This is a genomic window from Mumia sp., from assembly GCF_028803055.1.
Lineage (GTDB): Bacteria > Actinomycetota > Actinomycetes > Propionibacteriales > Nocardioidaceae > Mumia.
The window spans coordinates 1-21,230 of the sequence record NZ_JARBCJ010000033.1 but is presented as its reverse complement, the minus strand read 5'-3'; the positions used below and the strand labels follow the sequence as shown (position 1 = coordinate 21,230).

Here is a 21,230-nt window from a genome sequence, read left to right as displayed (position 1 = left end):
GCTGCGCCACAGCCCGAAGGCCCAGAAACGCGTCCTGGACCCGACAAGCAACATTAGCAGCCGTCCCGAACCCGTTCGACACTGCCTACGAGGTCGCGCGAGGTGCCGAGCGCGGGGACGGACGACCCTGCTTGACAGCCGCCGTACGGTCGCCTCATGGCGCCGCCGCTGGTCCTGCTGCCCTCGCTGGGCGAGACGCGTGCGAGCTGGGACGCCCTCATGCCCGCCCTCTCCCGAGGGCGCGAGGTCCACGCGACCGACCTCCGTGGACATGGGGACGCACCTTGGGAGCCCCCGTACACGTTGGACCGGATGCGTGACGACGTCATCGACCTGCTCGATGCGCAGGGCATCGACCAGGTCGACCTCGTCGGCCACTCGCTCGGCGGAGCCATCGCGTGCCAGCTCGCCGCGACGTATCCGAGCCGGGTGCGTCGTCTCGTCCTCGAAGACGTCGGCGCGCTACGACCGCGCACCCCGAGCACCCCTCAGCGGCCCGACGGACCGCTGCCCTTCGACTGGGACGTGGTCCTTGCCGTCCGCCGCCAGATCGACGGCCCGGACCCCTCGTGGCGCGAGGATCTCGCGCGTGTCACGGCACCGACGCTCGTCCTCGCCGGTGGCCCCACCAGCCACGTCCCGGACGACACCATCGACGAGCTGGTGCACCGAGTCCCCGACGCGCGCCGCGTCACCATCGACGTCGGCCACCTGATCCACGCCCGGGCTCCCCAGGCATGGCTGGACACCGTGCTGCCGTTCCTCGACGGCTGAGCCTCGCGAGGCGATCGATCCCACGCGAGGCGCCTGACGTCAGCGGCGCTTGCGCTTCTCCCGTACGCGCTGGGTCAGGTGGATCGGCGATCCCTCGAACCCGAACTCCTCACGCAGCCGGCGCTCGATGAACCGGATGTACTGGTCCTCGAGCTTGCCCGACGTGAAGAGGACGAACGTGGGCGGCGCCACGCTGGCCTGGGTCCCGAAAAGCACCTTGGCCTGCTTCCCGCTGCGCACCGGGTGGGGGTGCTCGGCGACCAGACGGCCCAGGAAGGTGTTGAGGAGCCCCGTCGGGACGCGGGTGTACCAGCCGTCGAGCGCGGTGTTGAGCGCGCGCACGATGCGGTCGACGTGCCAGCCCGTCAGCGCCGTGATGTTGACCCGGGGCGCCCACTGGACCTGAACCAGCTCGCGGGTCATCTCGCGGTCGAGGTAGTAGCGGCGCTCGTCGTCGACGAGGTCCCACTTGTTGAACGCGAGGACCAGTGCGCGCCCCGCCTCCTCGACCTGGCGGATGATCCGAAGGTCCTGCTCCGAGATCGGCTCGCTCGAGTCGATGACGACGACGGCGACCTCGGCCCGCTCGATGGCCGACGCGGTGCGCAGGCTCGCGTAGTACTCGTGGCCCGACGCCTCCTTGACCCGGCGGCGGATGCCGGCGGTGTCGATGAAGCGCCAGAGCTCGTCACCGAGCTCGACCAGCTCGTCGACCGGGTCGACGGTGGTGCCGGCGACGCTGTCCACGACCACCCGCTCCGAGCCGGCGATCCTGTTGAGGAGGCTCGACTTGCCGGCGTTGGGCCGGCCGACCAGGGCGACCCGGTGCGGTCCCTCGTCCTCGTCGTCGGTCTCCTGCGGTGCGTCGGGGAGGATCTCCAGGATGATGTCGAGGAGGTCGCCGGCGCCTCGGCCGTGAAGGGCGGAGACAGGGAACGGCTCACCGAGGCCCAGGTTCCACAAGGTCGCCGCCTCGAGCTCTCCTCGCTCGTCGTCGACCTTGTTGGCGACCAGGACGACGGGCTTGCCCGAACGACGGAGGACCTTGACGACCTGCTCGTCGGCATCGGTGATGCCCACGGTCGCATCGACGACGAACATGACGGCGTCGGCCGCGGAGACCGCCACCTCCGCCTGCGCCGCGATGCGCTCGGCGAGACCTCGGGCGTCGGGATCCCAGCCGCCGGTGTCGACCACGGTGAACTCGCGTCCGCTCCACTCGGCGTCGTACGAGACCCGGTCGCGGGTCACGCCGGGGACGTCCTGGACGACGGCCTCGCGTCGCCCCAGGATGCGGTTGACCAGCGTCGACTTGCCGACGTTGGGGCGGCCGACGACGGCGAGTACGGGGACCCGTCCGCTGTCGGACTCGTTGACGGGATCGGTCATGGGGTGGTTCCTCCGAGAGCAGGGGCGGCCTTCGCAGCGAGGCGGACGACCTCGTCGATGACCTCGTCGAGCGTCAGATGGGTGGTGTCGAGCTGGATCGCGTCGTCAGCCTTGGCGAGGGGCGACGTCGTACGAGACGAGTCGATCGCGTCCCTGCGTTGGAGCGACGCAGCCGTCGCCTCGACGTGAGCGGCCTCTGCCTGCCCCTGCTCGGCCGCCCGCCGAGCGGCGCGGGCGTTCGTGTCGGCCACGAGGAAGACCTTGAGCGGCGCGTCGGGGGCCACGACGGTGCCGATGTCTCGACCCTCGAGGACGATCCCCTCCGAGGCCGCGATCGTCTCGCGCTGCAGCCTGACCAGGCGTTCGCGAACCTCCGGGACCCGGCTCACCTGGCTGACGGCATCGGTGACCTCCTGGCTGCGGATCGGACCGGAGACGTCGACACCGTCGACGGTGATCGTCGGAGCCTGCGGATCGGTGCCGGAGACGATGGTCGCGTCCGCGGCCGCGGCGGCGACCGCGGCGGCATCCTCGACGTCGGCGCCCCGCTGCAGCACCGCCCAGGTCAGGGCGCGGTACATCGCCCCGGTGTCGAGGTAGGCCAGGCCGAGCCGCGTCGCGACGCCGCGGGCCGTGCTCGACTTGCCGGACCCGGACGGGCCGTCGAGAGCGATGACAACAGGGGGCACAGAGAGGTCCTTCCTCACAGGTGGGCAGTCCAACCGCGCTCGGTGAGCGCGGCCGCGAGCTCGTCGGCGCGCTCGGAGCGGACGGTGATCTCCGCGACACCGACCGGTCGGCCGAGGTCGTGGTCGATACGCAGATCCTCGATGTTCACTCCCGATTGTCCCGTATCGCGGAAAAGGCGCCCGAGCTCGCCCGGTTGGTCGGGCACCTGGATGAACACGGTGGCCAGCGCGGCGGGCGTCTCCTCGCCGTGCTTGCCCGGGATCAGACGGGTGCCGGAGACACCGCGGCCGAGCACGTCCTCGATCGTCTGGCGGCGTTCGATGCCGTCGAGGAGCTCGTCGAGGTCGTCGCGCACACCTCGCAGCAGCTCCACCAGCGGCAGCCTGTTCGCGTAGAGAATCTGGCGCCAGAGGCCGGGATCGCTGCCGGCGATGCGGGTCACGTCGCGCAGACCCTGGCCGGCCAGGGCAAGGTGGTCGGTCGGACCTCCGTGCAGGCGCGCGGCCGTCAGGACCGACATCACCTGCGGCAGGTGCGAGACACGCGCGACGGCGACGTCGTGCTCGTCCGGTGGCATCTCGACGAGCGTCGCCCCGGCCGTACGGCCGAGGTCACGGACGAGCTCCATGGCGGCGTCGGAGACGGCGGCGTGCGGGGTGATCGCCCAGGCACGCCCTTCGAAGAGGTTCTCGGAGGCGGCCGTCGGGCCGGACCGCTCGCTGCCCGCCATCGGGTGGCTCCCGACGTAGCGTTCGAGGCCATCGGTCCCGGCCGACGCGAGCGCCTGCAACGGCGGCAGCTTCACGCTGGCGACGTCGGTGACGACGGCGTCCGGCCACTCCCCCAGCGCCTCGGCGACGACCTCGGCGACGTAGTCCGGTGGAACGGCGACGACGACGAGCGCCACCCTCTCGGGAGCGGCCAGCGTGCCCGCGCCGAGCATCTCGGCGGTGCGCGCGTGCTCCGGACTGGTGTCTCGCAGGTGCACCTCGGCGCCCGACCGCGTGAGCGCCAGCGCCAGCGAGGTGCCTACGAGTCCGCAGCCCACGACGAGGACGGGACCCGGGAGAGCACGGGACTGCGGGGCGGAGGTCACAGCTTCACGCTATCCAACAGGACCCCGAGCTCGTCCGACGTCAGGTCGCGCAGCTCCCCTGGCTTCATCCCGCCGAGGTGGATCCCCCCGAACGCCGTCCGGGTGAGCTTCACGACCGGGTGGCCGACGGCCTCCATCATGCGGCGCACGATCCGGTTGCGGCCGAGGTGGATGTCGAGCTCGACGATGCTCCGGTCGGCCGTCGTCTGCTTCACCGCGAACCGGTCGACGCGCACGGGTCCGTCGTCGAGCTCGATCCCGTCCTTCAGCCGTCGCCCGAGCCCGCGGGTGACCTCGCCCTCGACCTCGGCGACGTAGGTCTTGGTGATCTCGAACGAGGGGTGCGCCATCCGGTTCGCGAACTCGCCGTCGTTGGTGAGCAGCAGCAGTCCGCTGGTGTCGGTGTCGAGCCGGCCGACGTGGAAGAGCCGCTCCGGTCGGTCGGCGACGTACGACGAGAGGTCGCTCCGGCCGTGCTCGTCGCTCATGGTCGACACGACGCCGCGCGGCTTGTTGAGCACGAGGTACGCCTTGTCCGACGCCGGTGGGATGCGTTTGCCGTCGACGTGGATGACGTCGGTCGCGGGGTGCACGCGCAGGCCCATCACGGTGACGACCTCGCCGTTGACCGTGACGCGGCCCGCGGCCATCAGGTCCTCGCTGGCGCGACGCGAGCCCACCCCGGCCTGCGCGAGGACCTTCTGCAGACGGACACCGTCGGGGTGCTGCTCAGACATGCTCGTCTCCTTCAGGTTCGGCGCCTTCACCCTCGGGCGCCTCGGGGGTCACCGGTGCGGCGCCGCCGCCGAGGACCTCGGGATCGTCCATGTCGTCCATGCTCGGCAGGAACGGCGCCAGGTCGGGCAGCTCGTCGAGGCTGGAGAGTCCCATCCGCTCGAGGAAGTACGGAGTCGTCGCATAGAGCACGGCTCCGGTCTCGCTGTCGGTCCCGGCCTCGGCGACCAGCCCACGCGTCACGAGCGTGCGCATGACGCCGTCGACGTTGACGCCGCGGATCGCCGAGACCCGCGCCCGCGAGACCGGCTGACGGTACGCGACCACGGCCATCGTCTCCAGCGCCGCCTGCGTCAGGCGGGCCTGCTGACCCTCCAGCACGAAGCGCTCGACCGCTCCCCCGTACTCGGCCCTGGTGAAGAAGCGCCAGCCGCCGGCGATCCTGCGCAGCTCGAACCCACGGCCCTCATCGTCGTAGGAGCGCGCGAGCTCGACGAGCTCCGTCTCCACCACGGCGGGAGGGTGCCCGACGGCCGACGCGAGGGTGACGTGGTCGAGGGGCTGGTCGGCGACCATGAGGACGGCCTCGAGCGCGGGGCGCAACGGGTACGCCTCGGGCGGCTCCTGCGGGTCCTCCGGGTCCTCCGGGTTCGGCTGATCGGCAGGACCGGTCGCGTCACTGTCGTCCATCTGCATCCTCGGTCTCGGGTTCGTTCCCGGCTCGTGCCCCGTCGTGTACGTCGTCCGGTGCGCCCACGGGTACTGCGTCGGACTCGTCGAACTCCGCGCTCACCTCGACCTCACCGTCGTCGGTGCCCGTCCACCGGATCGTGAGCTCGCCGAGCGGCGTGACCTGGTCGAACGAGACGACGCTCTCGCGGAACAGCTCCAGCAGGGCGAGAAACCGAGCCACCTTCGTCAACGTGTCCGGGGCGTCGGCCACCAGCGCGCGGAAGGTCATCGAGGTGCCGCGCCGCAGCCGCTCGACGACCAGGACCGCCTGCTCCCTGACACTGACCTGCGGTGCGTGCAGGTGCGCCAGCGAGAGAATCTGCGGCACCTTCGGCTGCATGGCCTTCGCGGCGAGAAGGGCGAGCTCGTCCGGACCGATGCTGATCAGCACCTCGGGCAGCAGCGTGGCGAAGCGGGGCTCCAGCGCCACCGACCGAGGGAACCGCTTCGACTCGTCCGCCAGCCGCGCCTGCATCCGCGCCGCGACGAGCTTGAACGCGCGGTACTGGAGCAGCCGGGCGAACAACAGGTCGCGTGCCTCGAGCAGCGCCAGGTCCTCCTCGTCCTCGACGTCGGCCTGCGGCAGGAGCCGTGCGGCCTTGAGGTCGAGCAAGGTCGAGGCGACGAGGAGGAACTCGGTCGTCTGCTCGAGGTCACCGTCGGGGCCCATCGCCTTGAGGTGGGCGATGAACTCGACGGTGACCTTGGACAGCGCGATCTCGGTGATGTCGAGCTTGTGCTTGGCGATCAGCTGCAGCAGCAGGTCGAACGGACCCTCGTACGCGTCGAGGTGCACGACGAACCCAGCGGGTTCGCTCACGTCGCCCCGAGTCGCCGGGCGAGCTCGCCGTCGGCACCGTTCTCGGCGTACTCAGCCAGCGCCATCGCGACCGCCTCGCGGATCAGCCGTCCGCGGTCCAACGTCTGTCCGAGGTCGCGCCGCAGCTCCAGGCGGGCCGCCTCGAGATCGAGGAGCTCCGCGGAGTTCATGTAGACGGTGACCTTGCTGTCGTGCTTGACCCGCCCGCCGCGGCGTCCGGCGTCCGCGGCCCCGTCGCCCTCTGCGGACGCAGCAGAGCCTGGGTGCTCCGGGGCGGTGGTCGGTCGGAACAGCTCGTCGGCGCCAGGCAGCTTCACACGCCGGGGCACCGGACGAGCACCTCCCGAGCAAGCTGGCGATAGGCCTCGGCACCCTTGGACTCGGGTGCGAAATCAGTGATCGGCTCCCCCGCCACGGTGGCGTCGGAGAACTTCACCGTACGGCGGATGACGGTGTGGAAGACCTTGTCTCCCCACCCGTCGACCAGGGTCTGCAGCACCTCTCGGCTGTGGAGGGTCCGGCTGTCGTACATCGTCCCGAGGAGACCGATGATGTCCAGGTCGAAGTTGGTGCGCTGGCGGACCTTCTCGATCGTCTCCTTGAGCAGCGCCACACCGCGCAGCGCGAAGTATTCGCACTCGAGCGGGATCAGGACGCCGTCGGAGGCGGTCAACGCGTTGACGGCGAGCAGGCCGAGCGACGGCTGGCAGTCGATGAGGATGACGTCGTAGTCGTTGAGGACCGGCCGGAGCATCCGGGCCAGCGTCTGCTCGCGGCCCACCTCGTGCACCAGGCTCATCTCGGCGCCTGACAGGTCGATGCTCGACGGCAGCAGGTGGAGGTTGGCGGTGCGGGTCTTGAGCAGCACGTCCGGCACGTCGACGTCGTCGTGCATGAGCAGGTGGTAGACCGTGGCCTCGAGATCGTGGGCCGGGAAGCCGAGGCCGACGGTCAGGGAGGCCTGCGGGTCGAAGTCGACGAGGAGGACCCGACGACCTGCCTCGGCCAGCGCGGCACCGAGGTTGATGGTCGTCGTCGTCTTGCCGACGCCGCCCTTCTGGTTGCACAGGGCGATGACGTAGGCGGGTCCTCCGCTCGGGGGTCCCGCAGCGGGGAACTCCGGCATGGGCCGGCCGGTCGGGCCGATCTCGGCGCCGGCCGACGGGAGCTCGCTGAGCAGATCGCGGTGCTGGTTCATGCGCTCTCGATCCCGTGGTGGTGGCTGACTGGACTGTACCAAGTCGACAAGTCTCCACCCTGGCGCCGCGCGGCGTGTCGGCGGCGCTACGCGAGGGCGCGTGGATGTGCCGTGGCATACACCTCGCGCAGCTTGTCGATGGTCACCAGCGTGTAGACCTGCGTCGTGGTGACCGAGGCGTGCCCGAGCAGCTCCTGGACGACGCGGACGTCGGCGCCCCCGTCCAGCAGATGGGTGGCGTAGGAATGGCGGAGCGTGTGCGGCGAGACGTCGACGGTGATGCCGGCCCGTTGTGCAGCCTTCGCGAGAACCGCCCAGGCGCTCTGCCTCGACAGCCGACCGCCTCGGGAGTTGAGGAAGATCGCTCCTCCCGGGGTCCGCGCGCTCACCAGTCCCGGACGCACTCCTTCGAGATAAGCCCGTACGGCCTCCTGGGCGAAGCGCCCGACCGGGACGACGCGCTGCTTGCCGCCCTTGCCGCGCAGCAGCACCTCACCGGCCTCGAGATCGAGGTCGTCGACGTCGAGCCCGACGGCCTCCGAGATCCGGGCACCCGTGCCGTACAGGAGCTCCAGCAGGGCCCGGTCACGTGTCGCCAGCGCGGTGCCCGCCGATCCGGAGGCGTCCAGCAACGCCTCGACCTCCTCGACCGCGAGGGCCTTGGGAAGTCGCCGCGGCGGTGCCGGTGGCTTCACCTCCGCCGCGGCGTCGCGTCCGATGACGCCCTCGCGGAGCGCGAACTTGTGAAGGCCCCGGGCCGCGACGAGCGTGCGGGCCGCGCTGGGCGCGCTGAGCGGCGGATGGTCGTCGTCCCCCTCCCGCAGCGCGGCGAGGAAGTCCGTCACGTCGGCCTCCGCGATCTCGTCCAGGGACGCGATCCCCCGCTCCCGGAGATAGGCGGAGTAGCGGCGCAGGTCCCTGCGGTACGAGGAGAGCGTGTTGGCGGCGAGGCCCCGCTCGACGCCCAGGTGGCTGAGGTACTCCTCGACGAGCCGACCAACGTCGCTTCGGCCGGCTTCGCTCACGAGACCCCCACGACCGCGTCGGGCGAGACGTACGTCATGGCGTGCGCCTCCGCGACCCCCTCGTTGGTCACCGAGCCGTCGTGGACGTTGAGACCGGCGCGGAGGGCAGGGTCCAGCCGCAGCCCCTCGCGCCACCCGTGCTCGGCGAGCGCCAGGACGTACGGCATGGTCACGTTGGTCAGCGCGTACGTCGACGTGTGCGGCACCGCACCAGGCATGTTCGCGACGCAGTAGAACACCGACCGCTCGACCGCGAACGTCGGCGCGAGGTGCGTGGTCGGACGCGAGTCCTCGAAGCAGCCGCCCTGGTCGATCGCGATGTCGACGAGCACGCTGCCGGGTCGCATCGTGGCGACCATCTCGTGGGTCACCAGGCGCGGCGCCTTGGCTCCCGGGACGAGCACCGCGCCGATGACGAGATCGGCCTCAGCCACCGCGCCCTCGACCTGATAGCGGTTCGAGGCGACGGTCTGGAGCCGTCCGCCGAACTCCGCGTCGAGCTGGCGCAGCCGGCCGACGTTGATGTCGAACAGGGAGACACGTGCCCCCATGCCCAGCGCGATCGCGGCAGCGTTGCGGCCGGACACGCCCCCACCGAGGACGACGACGTCGGCCGGATGCACTCCGGGCACGCCGCCCATGAGCACGCCGCGGCCCTCGGGGGCCAGCAGGTGGTAGGCACCCACCTGGGACGCGAGGCGTCCCGCCACCTCGCTCATCGGCGCGAGGAGCGGGAGCGCCCGGTCGGCGGTCTGCACGGTCTCGTACGCGATCGCCGTGGTCCCGGCCGCCAGCAACGCCTCGGTGCACTCTCGCGACGCGGCGAGGTGCAGGTAGGTGAAGAGCACCTGGTCGGGTCGCAGCCGGGCGTACTCCTCGGGGATCGGCTCCTTGACCTTCAGCAGCAGGTCAGCGGCCGCCCAGACCCCCTCGGCACCGGGGAGGATGTCAGCCCCGGCACGCACGAACTCGCCGTCGGAGATCGAGGAGCCCTCGCCGGCTCCGGCCTCGACGAGCACGTCGTGGCCCGCCTCCCGAAGCTCACGCACTCCCGCCGGGGTGATCGCGACGCGGTACTCGTGGACCTTGACCTCGCGTGGGACGCCGATCCTCATCGTGCACTCCTCCCGGACCGCTCATGACAGCGTTGCCGCTGGGCGGTCGTCGACACAGCCGATCCTAGGCGGACGTGTCCCCGTGTGCGCGCACCTGACCCGCCAGCAGCCCAGCGACGGCCAGGGCGTTGGTGATCCGCCCGTCGAGCACGGCCGCGACCGCGTCGCCCAGCGGGACCCACACGCTCGTCATGTCGGCCTCCTCGTCCAGCCGCTCGGTGCGGGCGTCATCGGCGACGGCCTCGAGCCCTTGCGCGAGGTAGACCTCGACCCGCTCGTCGGTGAATCCGGGCGACGAGCGGAGGGTGACGAGGTGCGACCACTCCGAGGCGACGAGGTCCGTCTCCTCGGCCAGCTCGCGCGCCGCGGCGTCGGCGGCCGACTCGCCCTCGATGTCCAGGAGCCCGGCCGGGAGCTCGACGAGCCGCTCTCGGACGGGATGCCTGTACTGCTCGAGCAGGAGGACGCGCCCCTGGTCGTCGAGCGCCACCACTCCCACCGCGTCGTCGTGGCGGACGGTCGTCCGGTTGATCGTGCCGCCCTCGGGCGTCTCGACCTGATCCAGGACGACGTCGACGAACGCCGACGCGTACGGGGTCTCGCTGCTGCGGACCTGCCACGACTCGGCGCGGTCCTCGAGCTGCTCGCCCGGAGCGAGCAGGAGACCGGGCAGGGTGGGGTGCGCGACGCGCGTCGCCGCGCTCACGCGGTGACTTCGGCGGGACGCCGACGCAGACCCGACTCGTCGACCGGCAGACGCATCTCGCGCTGCCGGGCCAGCGCCGCAGCGACAAGACCGGCGAACAGCGGGTGCGGACGGGTCGGGCGCGACCGCAGCTCGGGGTGCGCCTGGGTGCCCACGTAGTACGGGTGGACCTCGCGCGGCAGCTCGACGAACTCGACCAGATGGTTGTCCGGCGAGACGCCGGAGAACGACAGCCCCGCCTTCTCGAGCGTGTCGCGGTAGCCGTTGTTGACCTCGTAGCGGTGCCGGTGGCGCTCCTCGACCTCGGTGGCGCCGTACGCCTCCGCGACGACCGAACCCGGCGTCAGGCGAGCGGCGTAGAGACCGAGACGCATCGTGCCGCCGAGGTCGCCGGCGCCCTCGACGTACGCCTCCTGCTCGGCCATCGTCGCGATGACGGGGTGCTCGGTGGCGGGGTCGAACTCCGTCGAGCTGGCGTCGGGGATGTCGGCGAACGAGCGCGCGTACTCGATGACCATGCACTGCAGGCCGAGGCAGAGCCCGAGGGTGGGCACCTGGTGCTCGCGCGTCCAGGTCAGCGCACCGAGCTTGCCCTCGATGCCGCGGATGCCGAACCCGCCGGGGACGCACACGGCATCGACGTCGCCGAGCCACTGCTGAGCGCCTGCCGGCGTGGCGCACTCGTCGGACGGCACCCACTTCACGCGGACCTTGGCGTCGTGCTCGAAGCCGCCGGCCCGCAGCGCCTCGACCACCGAGAGGTAGGCGTCGGGAAGGTCGACGTACTTGCCGACGAGCGCGACGGTGACCTCCTCCTCCGGCTCATGGACGCGGCGCAGGAGCTGGTCCCACTGCTTCCAGTCGACGTCACGGAACGGGAGGTCGAGACGGCGTACCACGTAGGCGTCGAGGCCCTCGGTGTGCAGGACCTTCGGGATGTCGTAGATCGACGGCGCGTCGATCGCGTTGACGACCGCCTCGGCGTCGACGTCGCACATCAGCGAGATCTTGCGCTTGACGCTCACCGGGACCTCCCGGTCGGAGCGGCACACGATGGCGTCGGGCTGGATGCCGATCGAGCGCAGGGCGGCCACCGAGTGCTGTGTCGGCTTGGTCTTGAGCTCCCCCGACGGACCGATGTAGGGGACGAGCGAGACGTGCAGGAAGAAGCAGTTGTCGCGGCCGATCTCGTGGCGGACCTGGCGCGCGGACTCGAGGAACGGCTGCGACTCGATGTCACCGACGGTGCCACCGATCTCGTGGATCACCACGTCGACGGCAGGCCCGCCCATGGTGAGCATGCGGTCCTTGATCTCGTTGGTGATGTGCGGGATCACCTGGACGGTGTCGCCGAGGTAGTCGCCACGACGCTCACGGGCGATGACCTCGGAGTAGACCTGACCCGTCGTCACGTTGGCGCGACCGACGAGGTCCTCGTCGAGGAACCGCTCGTAGTGGCCGATGTCGAGGTCGGTCTCGGCCCCGTCGTTGGTGACGAACACCTCGCCGTGCTGGAACGGGTTCATGGTGCCCGGGTCGACGTTGAGGTAGGGGTCGAGCTTCTGCATCGTGACGCGCAGACCGCGGGACTTGAGGAGCCGGCCCAGGCTGGACGCCGTGAGGCCCTTGCCGAGCGAGGAAGCCACGCCGCCGGTGACGAAGACGTGCTTGGTGGGCACCGAGTTTGCCAAGGGAACTCCCGTGATCGTGTGTGTTGCCGGGTCGGCGTCCGGTTGGTCCGGACGACGCGTGGCACGTCAGTGGAACACAGGCGGATCAATGCACATGTTCACGGGATTTCACCCTATCAAGGTCCGGCAACGTCCGGGACCTCCGCGGGGCGTGGCGCGTGCGACCTGCGACACCTCGGCCGGCCAGGCCGAGGTCATCCGGGCGTTGGCAGATCACCGTCGGCCGCGCCCGAGGTGCCGAAGTGTCCGGCCTTCCCGCTGCTCTCCTGCTGCAGGGCGGTCACGAGGGCGACGTCTCCGAACGGCACCCCGACCACGTCGACCGTCGACACGCTCTCGGCAGACGGCGACGCGCGGACGGCCTCGACCGCGCCGTCGGGGGCACCCGAGCCCACCGGGCCGACCACGAGGCTCCCCAGGCCCGCTGAGTCCATCCCGGAGACCATGGTGGCCAACAGCTCACCGCGTCCACTCTCGAAGGTCTCGTCCGTCCCCGCGACCACCAGCGCCAGCTGAGCGCGCGACGCCGGCGCCTGCGCGGTCCCCACCAGCTTCGCCTCGGTGAGTGCCGACACGATCGTCTGCGCGGGGGCGTCCACCGCGGTCGTCGCCTTCGCCGCGAGCCCACGTCCCAGCGCGGCTCCGACCACCTCGTAGTTGGCGAGCCCATCGGTCGGCGTGTCGGTCACGCCCTTCAAGGTCTGCTGGGCGACGCCTACAGCGAGCTGGCGGTCAGCAGGGTCGAGCATGCGGTCGGTGACGGCCACCGAACCGACCACGGTGGCCCCGGCCGCCTTCAGTGCGGCGTCGACGGAGTCGACGGTCGAGTCCGCGGCCCCAGGCAGGGTGACCATCACGACCGACCTGCCGGTGAGCCGGCCGGCCAGCGGTGCCGCACCGAGCTGGTCGCGGTAGGCCTCGGCGAGGCCGCGGGCAGCGACGTCCTCAGGAGTGTCCTCGGCCGACCTGGAGGTGTCCGCGGCGGCGGGAGGAGCCTCGGCACCGTCGAGCACACCGGTCCCGAGAGCGATCCCGCCGGCGAGAGCGAGCAGGAGCGCAGCGGCGACGACGAGCAGCGAGCGGACGGGCATCAGGCACGGGCTTCCTGGATCGCGGTGGACAGCCAGTCGCGGGCGGAGTCGAACCACTCTCCCCCGACCGGGGTGGTCGCGATCGCCGCCCCCAGGGCGACCAGGGCGACGAGCAGGACCAGGAGCACCTGGAGCCAGGTGAACCGCGGACGGTGAAGCCCTGTGATCGCCTTGGCGTCCACGAGCGTCGCGCCGAGGCGAAGGCGGGTGAGGAACCGGGTGGCGCCTCCCGAGCGGGCGGAGTCGAGGAACTCCTCGAGAGTCCCGAAGCCGCCGACGGTCACGACGACCCGGGCGCCCCGCGCATCCGCGAGGAGCAGCGCCGCCTCCTCCGACCCGCTAGCACCGGGGAAGCCCACCGACGTGCGCTGCAGTCGCTCCAGGCGCTCCTCCGACTCCGCGTGACGACGAGACCCCGTGACGACGACCTCCCCGGCGACCCGCAGGGTGCGATCGCTCATCTGCGCGATGTCACCCACCACGACCGCCGGTTCGTAGCCCGCGGCCATCAGTGCGTCGGCGCCGGAGTCGACACCGACCAGGACCGGCTTGCGCTCCTTCAGATAGCGCTTCATCGACCGGATCTCGGCGCGGGCGTCCGCGCCCGGCAGCACGACGACGACCTCGCGACCGGCGAGGCTCGTGGTGAGCTCCGGCACGCCGACGCCCTCGAGGAGCATGGCGTGCTCGCGGCGCAGGTACTCGCCGCTGTTGGCCGCCAGCGTCTCCATCTGCCTCGACATGCCGTTGCGTCCGCGGCTCAGCAGCTCCTCGACCGCCGTCGCGTCCACGAGCGTGCCCTCGGCCACGGGCTCGTCGCCACGGACGAGCCTCGTCCCGTCGAGTCCGACCGTTTCGCCGTCCTTGAGCGACGTGAGGACCTCGGAGCCGACGGCGTCGAGCAGAGGGACGCCCGCACCCACCAGCACCTGGGGGCCGAGATTCGGATAGCGCCCCGTGCTGGAGGTGGCGGCGTTGACGACCGCTACGACCCCCCGCTCACGGAGCTCTTCGGCGGCACTGCGGTCCAGGTCCGGCAGGTCCGCCACGGCCACGTCGCCGGAGCGGACTCGTCTGATGTCTCGTGCGCTGCGTACGAGGCGTACCGGTCCCATGACGTCGAGGTCGGTGTCGCGAGGCGTACGGCGGAGGTTCAGCAGGCTCACCGACGCCATGCTGCCACCGGCCCTGCGGGGATCGGCGCACCCTGGGCCGTCCGGCGTGTCCGGATTGGCCCGCTCAGGGCGCCACCGTCAGCGCGCTCCACCGTCAGCGGAGGGCGCGATCCTCCGCCGCCAGGTCGACGAGCTCACGGGCGTGGGCCTCGGCCGTCGCCGACCCCTCCAGCCCGGCGAGCATCCGTGACAGCTCCGCCACGCGTGCGTCGTCGTCGAGCAGGCCGACCCCGCTCGTGGTGACCGTGCCGTCGTCGGACTTGAGCACGTGGTAGTGCCGGTCTCCGAACGCCGCGACCTGCGGCAGGTGGGTCACGACGAGGACCTGGGCGTTCGCCGCGAGCCGGGCCAGCCGACGCCCCACCTCGATGGCAGCGCGTCCCCCGATCCCGGCGTCGACCTCGTCGAAGACGAACGTCGGCACGCTGGCGCGGTCGGCCAGCACCACCTCGAGCGCCAGCATCACGCGGGAGAGCTCTCCGCCGCTGGCTCCCTTGGCGAGAGGCCGAGGGGCCGCACCAGCGTTGGCGGCCAGCAGCATCTCGACCGCGTCCACACCGTCAGGACCGAGATCGGCCGGCGTCGGCGAGGCCGGCGCGTCCACCTGCACGTCGATCCGCGCGTGGGGCATCGCGAGCGCCTCGAGCTCCGCACCGACCTCGGCCGCCAGGCGTACGGCCGACTCGCGGCGACGGGCGGTGATCGTCGCCGCCTGCGCGAGCAGCTCGCTCTCCAGGGCCGCGATCTCGTCCGCGAGCTCGGCGATGCGACCGTCGTCGCCCTGCAGCGTCGTCACGCGGACCTGCGCCTCCTCGGCCCAACGAAGGACGTCGGCCACCGTGGGACCGTACTTGCGGGTCAGCCCGGCCAGGGCCGCCCGACGCTCGGACACCCCCGCCAGCCGTGCCGGGTCGACCTCCACGCCGTCGGAGTACGAGGCCAGCTCGCCCGCGACGTCGCTGACGGTGAACCGCACCTCGTCCAGCCGGCGCGCCTGGACGTCGAGAGCCGGGTCGTGCTCGCGGACGCCGTCGAGCAGGGCGCTCGCACGGCCCAGCAGGTCGAGCACGTCGGAGGCGTCGTCGGTGTCGGACAGCAGACTGTGCGCCTCCGCGGCGGCGAGAGCGAGCGACTCCGCGTGGGCGAGTCGCGCCTCCTCGATGCGGAGCGCGTCGTCCTCCCCCTCCTCAGGGGCGACGGCCGCGATCTCGTCGAGACCGAAGACGAGGACGTCGAGCTCGCGGGCGCGTTCCTGGCCGGCCGACGTCAGGTCGTCGAGCGTGCGGCGTGCTTCGAGCAGCCGGGAGTAGGCCGGTCGGTAGTCCTCCAGCAGCGCCTCGACGTCACCGAAGCGGTCGAGCGCCGCACGCTGGGCACCCGTCCGCAGCAGCCGGTGCTGGTCCGACTGTCCGTGGACCGCCACCAGCTGCTCGCTCAGGCGGGCCAGCATCCCGGCGGGCACCGACGCGCCGCCGAGGTACGCCCGGGAGCGGCCGTCCTTGCCGATCGTCCGGGCCAGGACGAGCTCGTCGCCCTCGGTCTCCGCAGGCGTCTCGTCGAGGAGCGCCCGGACCCCGGGCAGCGCCCCGACGTCGACGGTCGCCTCGACCCGCAGCCGGTCCGCGCCGTGCCGGACCAGCCCGGAGTCCGCGCGCGACCCGCGCAGCAGTCCGAGTGCGGTCACGACCATGGTCTTGCCCGCACCCGTCTCGCCGGTGATGACCGTGAGCCCGGGACCGAGCTCGAGCTCGGCGTCGGCGATCACGCCCAGCGACGACAGCCTGATCTCCTGCCACACGAGCGCCTCAGCCCTCCTTCGATCCGCCGTAGGGGCTCCGCCGGTCCTCCGCGCTGATGCGGTTCGCCGCGGACCCCCGCCAGCCGCTCACGGGCAGGTCGAACTTGCGCACGAGGCGGTCGGTGAACGGTGCCTGGTGGAGGCGGGCGAGGCGGATGTTCTTGTCGCCCTGCCGGACCTCGACGCGCGCACCGGGCGGCAGGTCGTACGTCCGTCGTCCGTCGCACCACAGGACTCCGGAGGACGGTGCCTCGGGGATCACCTGGATCGCCAGGAGCGACGTCGGTGAGACGACCATCGGGCGGGCGAACAGCGCGTGCGCACTGATCGGCACCATGAGGAGCGCCTGCACCTCGGGCCAGACCACCGGGCCGCCGGCGCTGAAGTTGTAGGCCGTGGAGCCGGTGGGCGTCGCACAGACCACGCCGTCGCAGCCCCAGCGCGAGACCGGGCGGTCGTCGATCGCCACGACGACCTCGAGCATCCGCTCCCGGGACGCCTTCTCCACGGTGGCCTCGTTGAGCGCCCAGCTGTGGGCGACCTCCTGGTCGTCGACGAAGACGCGCGCGTCCACGGTCATCCGCTCCTCGACGGTGTAGCGGCGCTCGACGACCCGTCGCACCGTGTGGTCGAGATCGTCCACGTCCGCCTCCGCCAGGAAGCCGACGTGGCCGAGGTTGACACCGACCAGCGGCGTGCCGCACTCGCGGACGAGCTCGGCAGCGCGCAGCAGGGTCCCGTCGCCGCCGAACACCACCGCGAGCTCGCAGCCACGTCCCGCTGCGGGCTCGACCGGGACGATCTCCGCGTCCGGGAGACCCCAGCGCTCCAAGGCAGGTGCGTCCTCGGACACGACGCGGACGGCGATGCCCTCGGACACCATCGCTCGGGCGAACTCAGCGGCGACCTTGCTGGCCTCGTCGCGGCCGGTGTGGGCGAGGATCAGCACGCGCCGCCCACCGCTGGTCGATGGTGCAGTGCTCACTGGTGCTCCCGTCCGCTCGGTGATCCCAACGGTCCTGCGTCCACCGCCGCGCGGACGTCGTCCTCGACGACGGGCGGAGCGTCCCGCCGGAACCACCCAAAGTACTCGACGTTGCCGCTCGGGCCAGGCAACGGGCTGGCGGCCACCGCTCGGGTGCCCCATCCGACGCCCTCCGCCGCGCGGCACACCCCCACGACCGCGTCCACGTGGAGCGCCGGGTCACGGACGACGCCCTTCTTGCCGACACGGTCCTTGCCCACCTCGAACTGCGGCTTCACCATCAGGACCAGGTCGCCGTCGTCGACGCAGACCCGCGCGAACGCGGGCATCACCAACGTGAGCGAGATGAACGACAGGTCCGACACGACCAGGTCGACCGGCCCACCGATCGTCTCCCGCTCGAGCTCGCGCACGTTGGTCCGGTCGTGGACCACCACGCGAGGGTCCTTCTGGAGCGCCCAGACGAGCTGGCCGTAGCCGACGTCGACGGCCACGACCTCCTTCACACCACGCCTCAGCAGGACGTCGGTGAAGCCACCCGTCGAGGCACCGGCGTCGAGGCACCGGCGTCCGTCGACGGCGAGGCCGAGCGGCTCGAAGGCCTCGAGCGCACCCAGCAGCTTGTAGGCGCCCCGGGAGGCGTACCCCGGGTCGTTCTCCACGTCGCGGACGACCACCGCCTGATCGGTGGTGACCTGGGTCGCCGGCTTCGACGCACGAGCGCCGTCGACCGTCACCCGTCCCGCGGTGATGAGGTCGCTCGCCTGCTCGCGCGACCGCGCGAGCCCACGGCGTACGAGCTCCGCGTCGAGCCGGATCCGTCGGCTCACGGGGTCTCGGGTGGTTGCTGGCCGGCCGTCTGCAGGACCTCGCGGAGCTTGGCGTGCACCCGCTCGTACACCGCGAGGTGCTCGCCGACCGGCAGCTCGGCGAGCTTCTCGAGATCGGAGAGGACCGCCTGGACACGGGGGTCCGGCCCGTCCTCGTCGGCGGGCGCCGCCTGGGGCGGGGCCGGTCGCGGGCTCGGAGGTCCTGGACGGGGACCCGGTCGCAGGCCCGGGGTCTCGCGCTCGGAGGCGCCTTCGGTCATCTCGCGCTCCTTCGTGTCACCGGATCGATCATCGCACTCCCCAGCCCGCGAGGGCGGCACGGACGGCAGAGAGGTCGAGCCGCGACCCGGACTCCCCCGCCACCTCGTCGTGGTGGTGCCACGACAACGCCACGACGGCACGCAGCAGCTCGACGGCCGACAGCGGCTCGTCCACCCCCGGCGCGCCGTCCACGACGAGGGCGCCTCGCTCGGCACGGACCGTGTGCCTGCCACAGCGTGCGGAGCCGTCCACGACCTCCACCGCGGTCTGCGGCAGCGAAAGGGCGCGCAGGTCCGGCGCGACGTAGGTGGGACGCACGGAAGGCGCTGCGGCGACCACGGCGTCGAGATCACTGACGCCGGTCAGCACGAGGAGGCTGTCGGCTCCGACGTTGTTGGCGCCTTCGATGTCGGTGTCGAGCCGGTCGCCGACGACGAGCGGGTGCGACCCACCGACGCGGAGGACCGTCTCGTCGAAGAGCGGCGGGTACGGCTTGCCCGCACCCTCCGGCCGCCGCCCGGTGGCGGTGGCGACGGCAGCGACGAGGGTGCCGTTGCCGGGAGCGAGACCGCGCGCGGTCGGGATCGACCCGTCCGTGTTGCTCGCGACCCAGGGGATGCCGGTCGAGACCGCGTACGCTGCCTCTGCCAGCTGCTGCCATCCGAGGTCGGGCGAGAAGCCCTGGACCACTGCTGCCGGCTCGTCGTCAGCAGACGTCACCACGACGAGACCGTGCTCCTCGACCGCGCGCCTCAGGCCCTCGCCGCCGACGACGAGGACGCGGGAGCCCGCCGGTACAAGGCCCGCGAGAAGTCGCCCCGCCGCCTGGGCCGAGGTGACCACGCCGTCGTCGTCGGTCGGCATGCCGAGCCCGCGGAGCTTGGCCACCACAGCGTCGGGCGTCCTCGCAGCGTTGTTGGTCACGTAGGCGAGTCGCAGGCCCGCCTTGTGGGCCTCCTCGAGGTTCTCGGCGACGTGCTCGATCGCGTCCTCGCCGCGGTAGACGACGCCGTCGAGGTCGAGCATCGCGACGTCGTAGCGCTCCCGGAGCGGGTCGTCGCAGGCGGAGAGGCGCACGGTCGGGCGCCGGCGGGAGTCGGAGGAGGCGTCCGCCCACGAGGCGGCGGCAGGTTTGAGCGTGTGGTCGGGCATCGCGACCAGCGTAGGGCCACGACGTCTGGCCTACGATGCACCGGTGGACAACGCCGTCATCCGACCGTTCCGGGCTGTGGGCTTCCGCGGCGGCTCCGCCGTCGTCTCGACCCGTACCTACGTGCCGTCGGCGTCCTGGTCACGGGCCCCTCGAGACCTGCCCGAGCACCACGTGCTCCGGCTGCTCGAGCCTGCGTTCAGGAGCGACGACCCCCATCAGGCGACGCGCGTCGCCCATGAGTGGATGGACGACGGCACGCTCGGCATCGACGCGGAGCCCGCCTTCTACGCATACCGCACGGTCGAGGACGGCCACGAGGCCCTCGGCGTCGTCGTGCTCGTCGACCTCGAGGCGGGCAACCTTCGCCCGCACGAGGACGTGATCGCCGCGTACGCGATCCGGCAGGCCCGCCTCGCCGAGGCGACGCGGGCCCAGTGGGAGCCGATCACCGCCTACACCACGCGGGAGCCGATCGGTCCCCTGCTGGCGGCGGCGACCGACCGCCCAGCCGACCACGTGGCGGAGGACCTCGGCCGGTCGGACGAGATCTGGGCGATCACCGACCCGGAGACTCTTCGAGCGGTCAGCGAGCGCCTCGCGGACCAGCAGCTCGTCATCGCCGACGGCCACCACCGTTATGCCGCGTGGCGCACCGCCCCCGAGCGTGAGGGCCGACTCGCGCTCACGCTCGTGCTCGACCAGCCCGTCCTCACGGTCGGCCCGATCCACCGGTTCGTCGCACAGCTCAACCTCGACGAAGCGCTGCTGGGCCTGCCGCTGCCCGCTCTCGAGCTTGCCGGCGTCGAGGCCGCTGCGGAGTTCATCGCCGTCAGCGAGACGCGCTGCGTGCTGACCGACGGGCGACGGTTCCTGGGCGTCGACGCGTACGAGTGCGCCTCGTGCTGGGTCGAGGACGTCTTCACCCCCCACCACGGGCTGGAGTCCGACGCGGTCAGCTACGAGCCGGACCTGGACGCGGCCGCGCGCATCGCCAAGGAGGAGGGCGGCGTCTCGCTCCTGCTGGCGACGCCGTCTCTGGAGACCGTGACACGGGCGGCGACTACCGGTCGGCTCCTGCCGCACAAGTCATCGTGGTTCCGCCCGAAGCCGCGCGTCGGCATGATCATGCGCCGCTGGGGCTGACCTCCCCGCTGCACACCCACGATCGGGCGACTGAGCTCGTCGCCACCGGGAGCGCCCGCCCGGCGCTTCCCGGAAGGCGACACCGATGAGCGCCTCGGAGCACCTGTTCGGGCCCACGGAGAGGGATCTCTCACGGCGCCCTGACGTTGCGCGTGCCGGCCAAGCGCGAGGGCGAGCGCTTGCCGAAAGGATCATGGCGTGCTGGCTCTGAAGACGCGAGGGTGAACGCAAAAATGACCGAAGGCCGTCACCAGTGGTGACGGCCTTCGGCCTAAATATTGTCCGGCGGCGTCCTACTCTCCCACACAGTCTCCCGTGCAGTACCATCGGCGCTGAAGGGCTTAACTTCCGGGTTCGGAATGTTGCCGGGTGTTTCCCCTTCGCCATGGCCGCCGTAACCCTTCGGGTTACAACCCCAAAACTTTGGTGTGTTTCGGGTTCTGGGTTGTGGTCCCAGAACCTCACAGTGGACGCATAAGTGTCGTTGAAGTGTGTGTAGAACAAGCCCTCGGCCTATTAGTACCGGTCAGCTACACGCATTGCTGCGCTTCCACTTCCGGCCTATCAACCCAGTGGTCTACTGGGGGCCTTAACCCACAAGGGGTGGGAAACCTCATCTTGAAACGTGCTTCCCGCTTAGATGCTTTCAGCGGTTATCACTCCCGAACGTAGCTAATCAGCAGTGCTCTTGGCAGAACAACTGACACACCAGAGGTTCGTCCATCCCGGTCCTCTCGTACTAGGGACAGCCTTTCTCAAGTTTCCTACGCGCGCGGCGGATAGGGACCGAACTGTCTCACGACGTTCTAAACCCAGCTCGCGT

At 71.4% G+C, this 21,230-nt stretch carries 21 protein-coding genes and 2 rRNA genes; 2 read left to right on the top strand and 21 right to left on the bottom strand.

Going from position 1 to position 21,230, the window contains the following annotated elements:
* Positions 1-156: 156 nt before the first annotated feature.
* The gene (locus tag PV363_RS05415; protein ID WP_301021832.1) at positions 157-774 is read left to right on the top strand and encodes an alpha/beta fold hydrolase; all 618 of its coding nucleotides are present in this window, start codon (positions 157-159) and stop codon (positions 772-774) included.
* A 39-nt stretch (positions 775-813) separates the two neighbouring features.
* Here the strand turns inward: PV363_RS05415 and der are convergent, their stop codons facing one another.
* From der to PV363_RS05320, 19 genes are all read right to left on the bottom strand, one after another.
* Positions 814-2,163 (bottom strand): ribosome biogenesis GTPase Der, encoded by a 1,350-nt coding sequence (gene der / locus PV363_RS05410; RefSeq protein WP_301021831.1) that lies wholly within the window; start codon positions 2,161-2,163, stop codon positions 814-816.
* The gene (gene cmk, locus PV363_RS05405; protein WP_301021830.1) at positions 2,160-2,852 is read right to left on the bottom strand and encodes a (d)CMP kinase; all 693 of its coding nucleotides are present in this window, start codon (positions 2,850-2,852) and stop codon (positions 2,160-2,162) included. Before cmk ends, der begins: the two co-directional genes overlap by 4 nt.
* A gap of 14 nt (positions 2,853-2,866) precedes the next feature.
* A complete protein-coding gene (locus tag PV363_RS05400) occupies positions 2,867-3,949 on the bottom strand; it encodes a prephenate dehydrogenase (protein WP_301021829.1) in 1,083 nt (360 codons plus the stop codon).
* Positions 3,946-4,686, bottom strand: a complete 741-nt coding sequence (locus tag PV363_RS05395) for a pseudouridine synthase (RefSeq protein ID WP_220341817.1) — start codon at positions 4,684-4,686, stop codon at positions 3,946-3,948. The genes PV363_RS05400 and PV363_RS05395 overlap by 4 nt, the downstream gene beginning before the upstream one ends.
* Positions 4,679-5,374, bottom strand: a complete 696-nt coding sequence (gene scpB / locus PV363_RS05390; protein WP_301021828.1) for an SMC-Scp complex subunit ScpB — start codon at positions 5,372-5,374, stop codon at positions 4,679-4,681. Before scpB ends, PV363_RS05395 begins: the two co-directional genes overlap by 8 nt.
* Positions 5,361-6,236, bottom strand: a complete 876-nt coding sequence (locus PV363_RS05385; RefSeq protein ID WP_301021827.1) for a segregation/condensation protein A — start codon at positions 6,234-6,236, stop codon at positions 5,361-5,363. Before PV363_RS05385 ends, scpB begins: the two co-directional genes overlap by 14 nt.
* Positions 6,233-6,565, bottom strand: a complete 333-nt coding sequence (locus tag PV363_RS05380; protein ID WP_220341820.1) for a hypothetical protein — start codon at positions 6,563-6,565, stop codon at positions 6,233-6,235. The genes PV363_RS05385 and PV363_RS05380 overlap by 4 nt, the downstream gene beginning before the upstream one ends.
* The gene (locus PV363_RS05375; protein WP_301021826.1) at positions 6,550-7,434 is read right to left on the bottom strand and encodes a ParA family protein; all 885 of its coding nucleotides are present in this window, start codon (positions 7,432-7,434) and stop codon (positions 6,550-6,552) included. The genes PV363_RS05380 and PV363_RS05375 overlap by 16 nt, the downstream gene beginning before the upstream one ends.
* A gap of 86 nt (positions 7,435-7,520) precedes the next feature.
* Positions 7,521-8,459, bottom strand: coding sequence for a site-specific tyrosine recombinase XerD (gene xerD, locus PV363_RS05370; RefSeq protein WP_301021825.1), 939 nt, complete (start codon positions 8,457-8,459; stop codon positions 7,521-7,523).
* Complete coding sequence (gene ald / locus PV363_RS05365) at positions 8,456-9,574, bottom strand: alanine dehydrogenase (protein WP_220345191.1); 1,119 nt, start codon at positions 9,572-9,574, stop codon at positions 8,456-8,458. The genes xerD and ald overlap by 4 nt, the downstream gene beginning before the upstream one ends.
* A 64-nt stretch (positions 9,575-9,638) precedes the next feature.
* Complete coding sequence (locus PV363_RS05360) at positions 9,639-10,280, bottom strand: NUDIX hydrolase (RefSeq protein ID WP_220345192.1); 642 nt, start codon at positions 10,278-10,280, stop codon at positions 9,639-9,641.
* Complete coding sequence (locus PV363_RS05355) at positions 10,277-11,971, bottom strand: CTP synthase (RefSeq protein ID WP_220341825.1); 1,695 nt, start codon at positions 11,969-11,971, stop codon at positions 10,277-10,279. Before PV363_RS05355 ends, PV363_RS05360 begins: the two co-directional genes overlap by 4 nt.
* Positions 11,972-12,165: 194 nt before the next feature.
* Positions 12,166-13,062 (bottom strand): copper transporter, encoded by an 897-nt coding sequence (locus PV363_RS05350; RefSeq protein WP_220341826.1) that lies wholly within the window; start codon positions 13,060-13,062, stop codon positions 12,166-12,168.
* Positions 13,062-14,228, bottom strand: coding sequence for a putative cytokinetic ring protein SteA (gene steA, locus PV363_RS05345; protein WP_220365059.1), 1,167 nt, complete (start codon positions 14,226-14,228; stop codon positions 13,062-13,064). The genes PV363_RS05350 and steA overlap by 1 nt, the downstream gene beginning before the upstream one ends.
* Before the next feature lie 103 nt (positions 14,229-14,331).
* A complete protein-coding gene (gene recN, locus PV363_RS05340; protein ID WP_301021824.1) occupies positions 14,332-16,035 on the bottom strand; it encodes a DNA repair protein RecN in 1,704 nt (567 codons plus the stop codon).
* A gap of 7 nt (positions 16,036-16,042) precedes the next feature.
* A complete protein-coding gene (locus tag PV363_RS05335) occupies positions 16,043-17,020 on the bottom strand; it encodes an NAD kinase (RefSeq protein WP_220341829.1) in 978 nt (325 codons plus the stop codon).
* On the bottom strand, positions 17,017-17,850 hold the full coding sequence (locus PV363_RS05330; protein WP_220345195.1) for a TlyA family RNA methyltransferase: 834 nt from the start codon (positions 17,848-17,850) through the stop codon (positions 17,017-17,019). The genes PV363_RS05335 and PV363_RS05330 overlap by 4 nt, the downstream gene beginning before the upstream one ends.
* Positions 17,847-18,110: a hypothetical protein gene (locus tag PV363_RS05325; RefSeq protein ID WP_301021823.1), complete on the bottom strand. Its 264-nt coding sequence runs from the start codon at positions 18,108-18,110 to the stop codon at positions 17,847-17,849. Before PV363_RS05325 ends, PV363_RS05330 begins: the two co-directional genes overlap by 4 nt.
* Before the next feature lie 28 nt (positions 18,111-18,138).
* Positions 18,139-19,263, bottom strand: coding sequence for an HAD-IIA family hydrolase (locus PV363_RS05320; RefSeq protein ID WP_301021822.1), 1,125 nt, complete (start codon positions 19,261-19,263; stop codon positions 18,139-18,141).
* A 43-nt stretch (positions 19,264-19,306) separates the two neighbouring features.
* On the opposite strand from PV363_RS05320, the gene PV363_RS05315 reads away from it, so the two are divergent.
* Complete coding sequence (locus tag PV363_RS05315; protein WP_220341833.1) at positions 19,307-20,407, top strand: DUF1015 family protein; 1,101 nt, start codon at positions 19,307-19,309, stop codon at positions 20,405-20,407.
* Between the two features lie 280 nt (positions 20,408-20,687).
* On the opposite strand, the gene rrf is transcribed toward PV363_RS05315, so the two are convergent.
* Positions 20,688-20,804: ribosomal RNA gene (rrf, locus tag PV363_RS05310) — 5S ribosomal RNA — on the bottom strand.
* Positions 20,805-20,903: 99 nt separating this feature from the next.
* Positions 20,904-21,230, bottom strand: a 23S ribosomal RNA gene (locus PV363_RS05305); the annotation flags it as partial.

Bases quoted from the DNA above. Each gene is read 5' to 3' on its own strand.
- ald (WP_220345191.1), bottom strand. From the start codon at position 9,574: ATGAGGATCGGCGTCCCACGCGAGGTCAAGGTCCACGAGTACCGCGTC.
- der (WP_301021831.1), bottom strand. From the start codon at position 2,163: ATGACCGATCCCGTCAACGAGTCCGACAGCGGACGGGTCCCCGTACTC.
- PV363_RS05415 (WP_301021832.1), top strand. From the start codon at position 157: ATGGCGCCGCCGCTGGTCCTGCTGCCCTCGCTGGGCGAGACGCGTGCG.
- scpB (WP_301021828.1), bottom strand. From the start codon at position 5,374: ATGGACGACAGTGACGCGACCGGTCCTGCCGATCAGCCGAACCCGGAG.
- PV363_RS05375 (WP_301021826.1), bottom strand. From the start codon at position 7,434: ATGAACCAGCACCGCGATCTGCTCAGCGAGCTCCCGTCGGCCGGCGCC.
- PV363_RS05350 (WP_220341826.1), bottom strand. From the start codon at position 13,062: ATGCCCGTCCGCTCGCTGCTCGTCGTCGCCGCTGCGCTCCTGCTCGCT.
- PV363_RS05325 (WP_301021823.1), bottom strand. From the start codon at position 18,110: ATGACCGAAGGCGCCTCCGAGCGCGAGACCCCGGGCCTGCGACCGGGT.
- PV363_RS05395 (WP_220341817.1), bottom strand. From the start codon at position 4,686: ATGTCTGAGCAGCACCCCGACGGTGTCCGTCTGCAGAAGGTCCTCGCG.
- PV363_RS05320 (WP_301021822.1), bottom strand. From the start codon at position 19,263: ATGCCCGACCACACGCTCAAACCTGCCGCCGCCTCGTGGGCGGACGCC.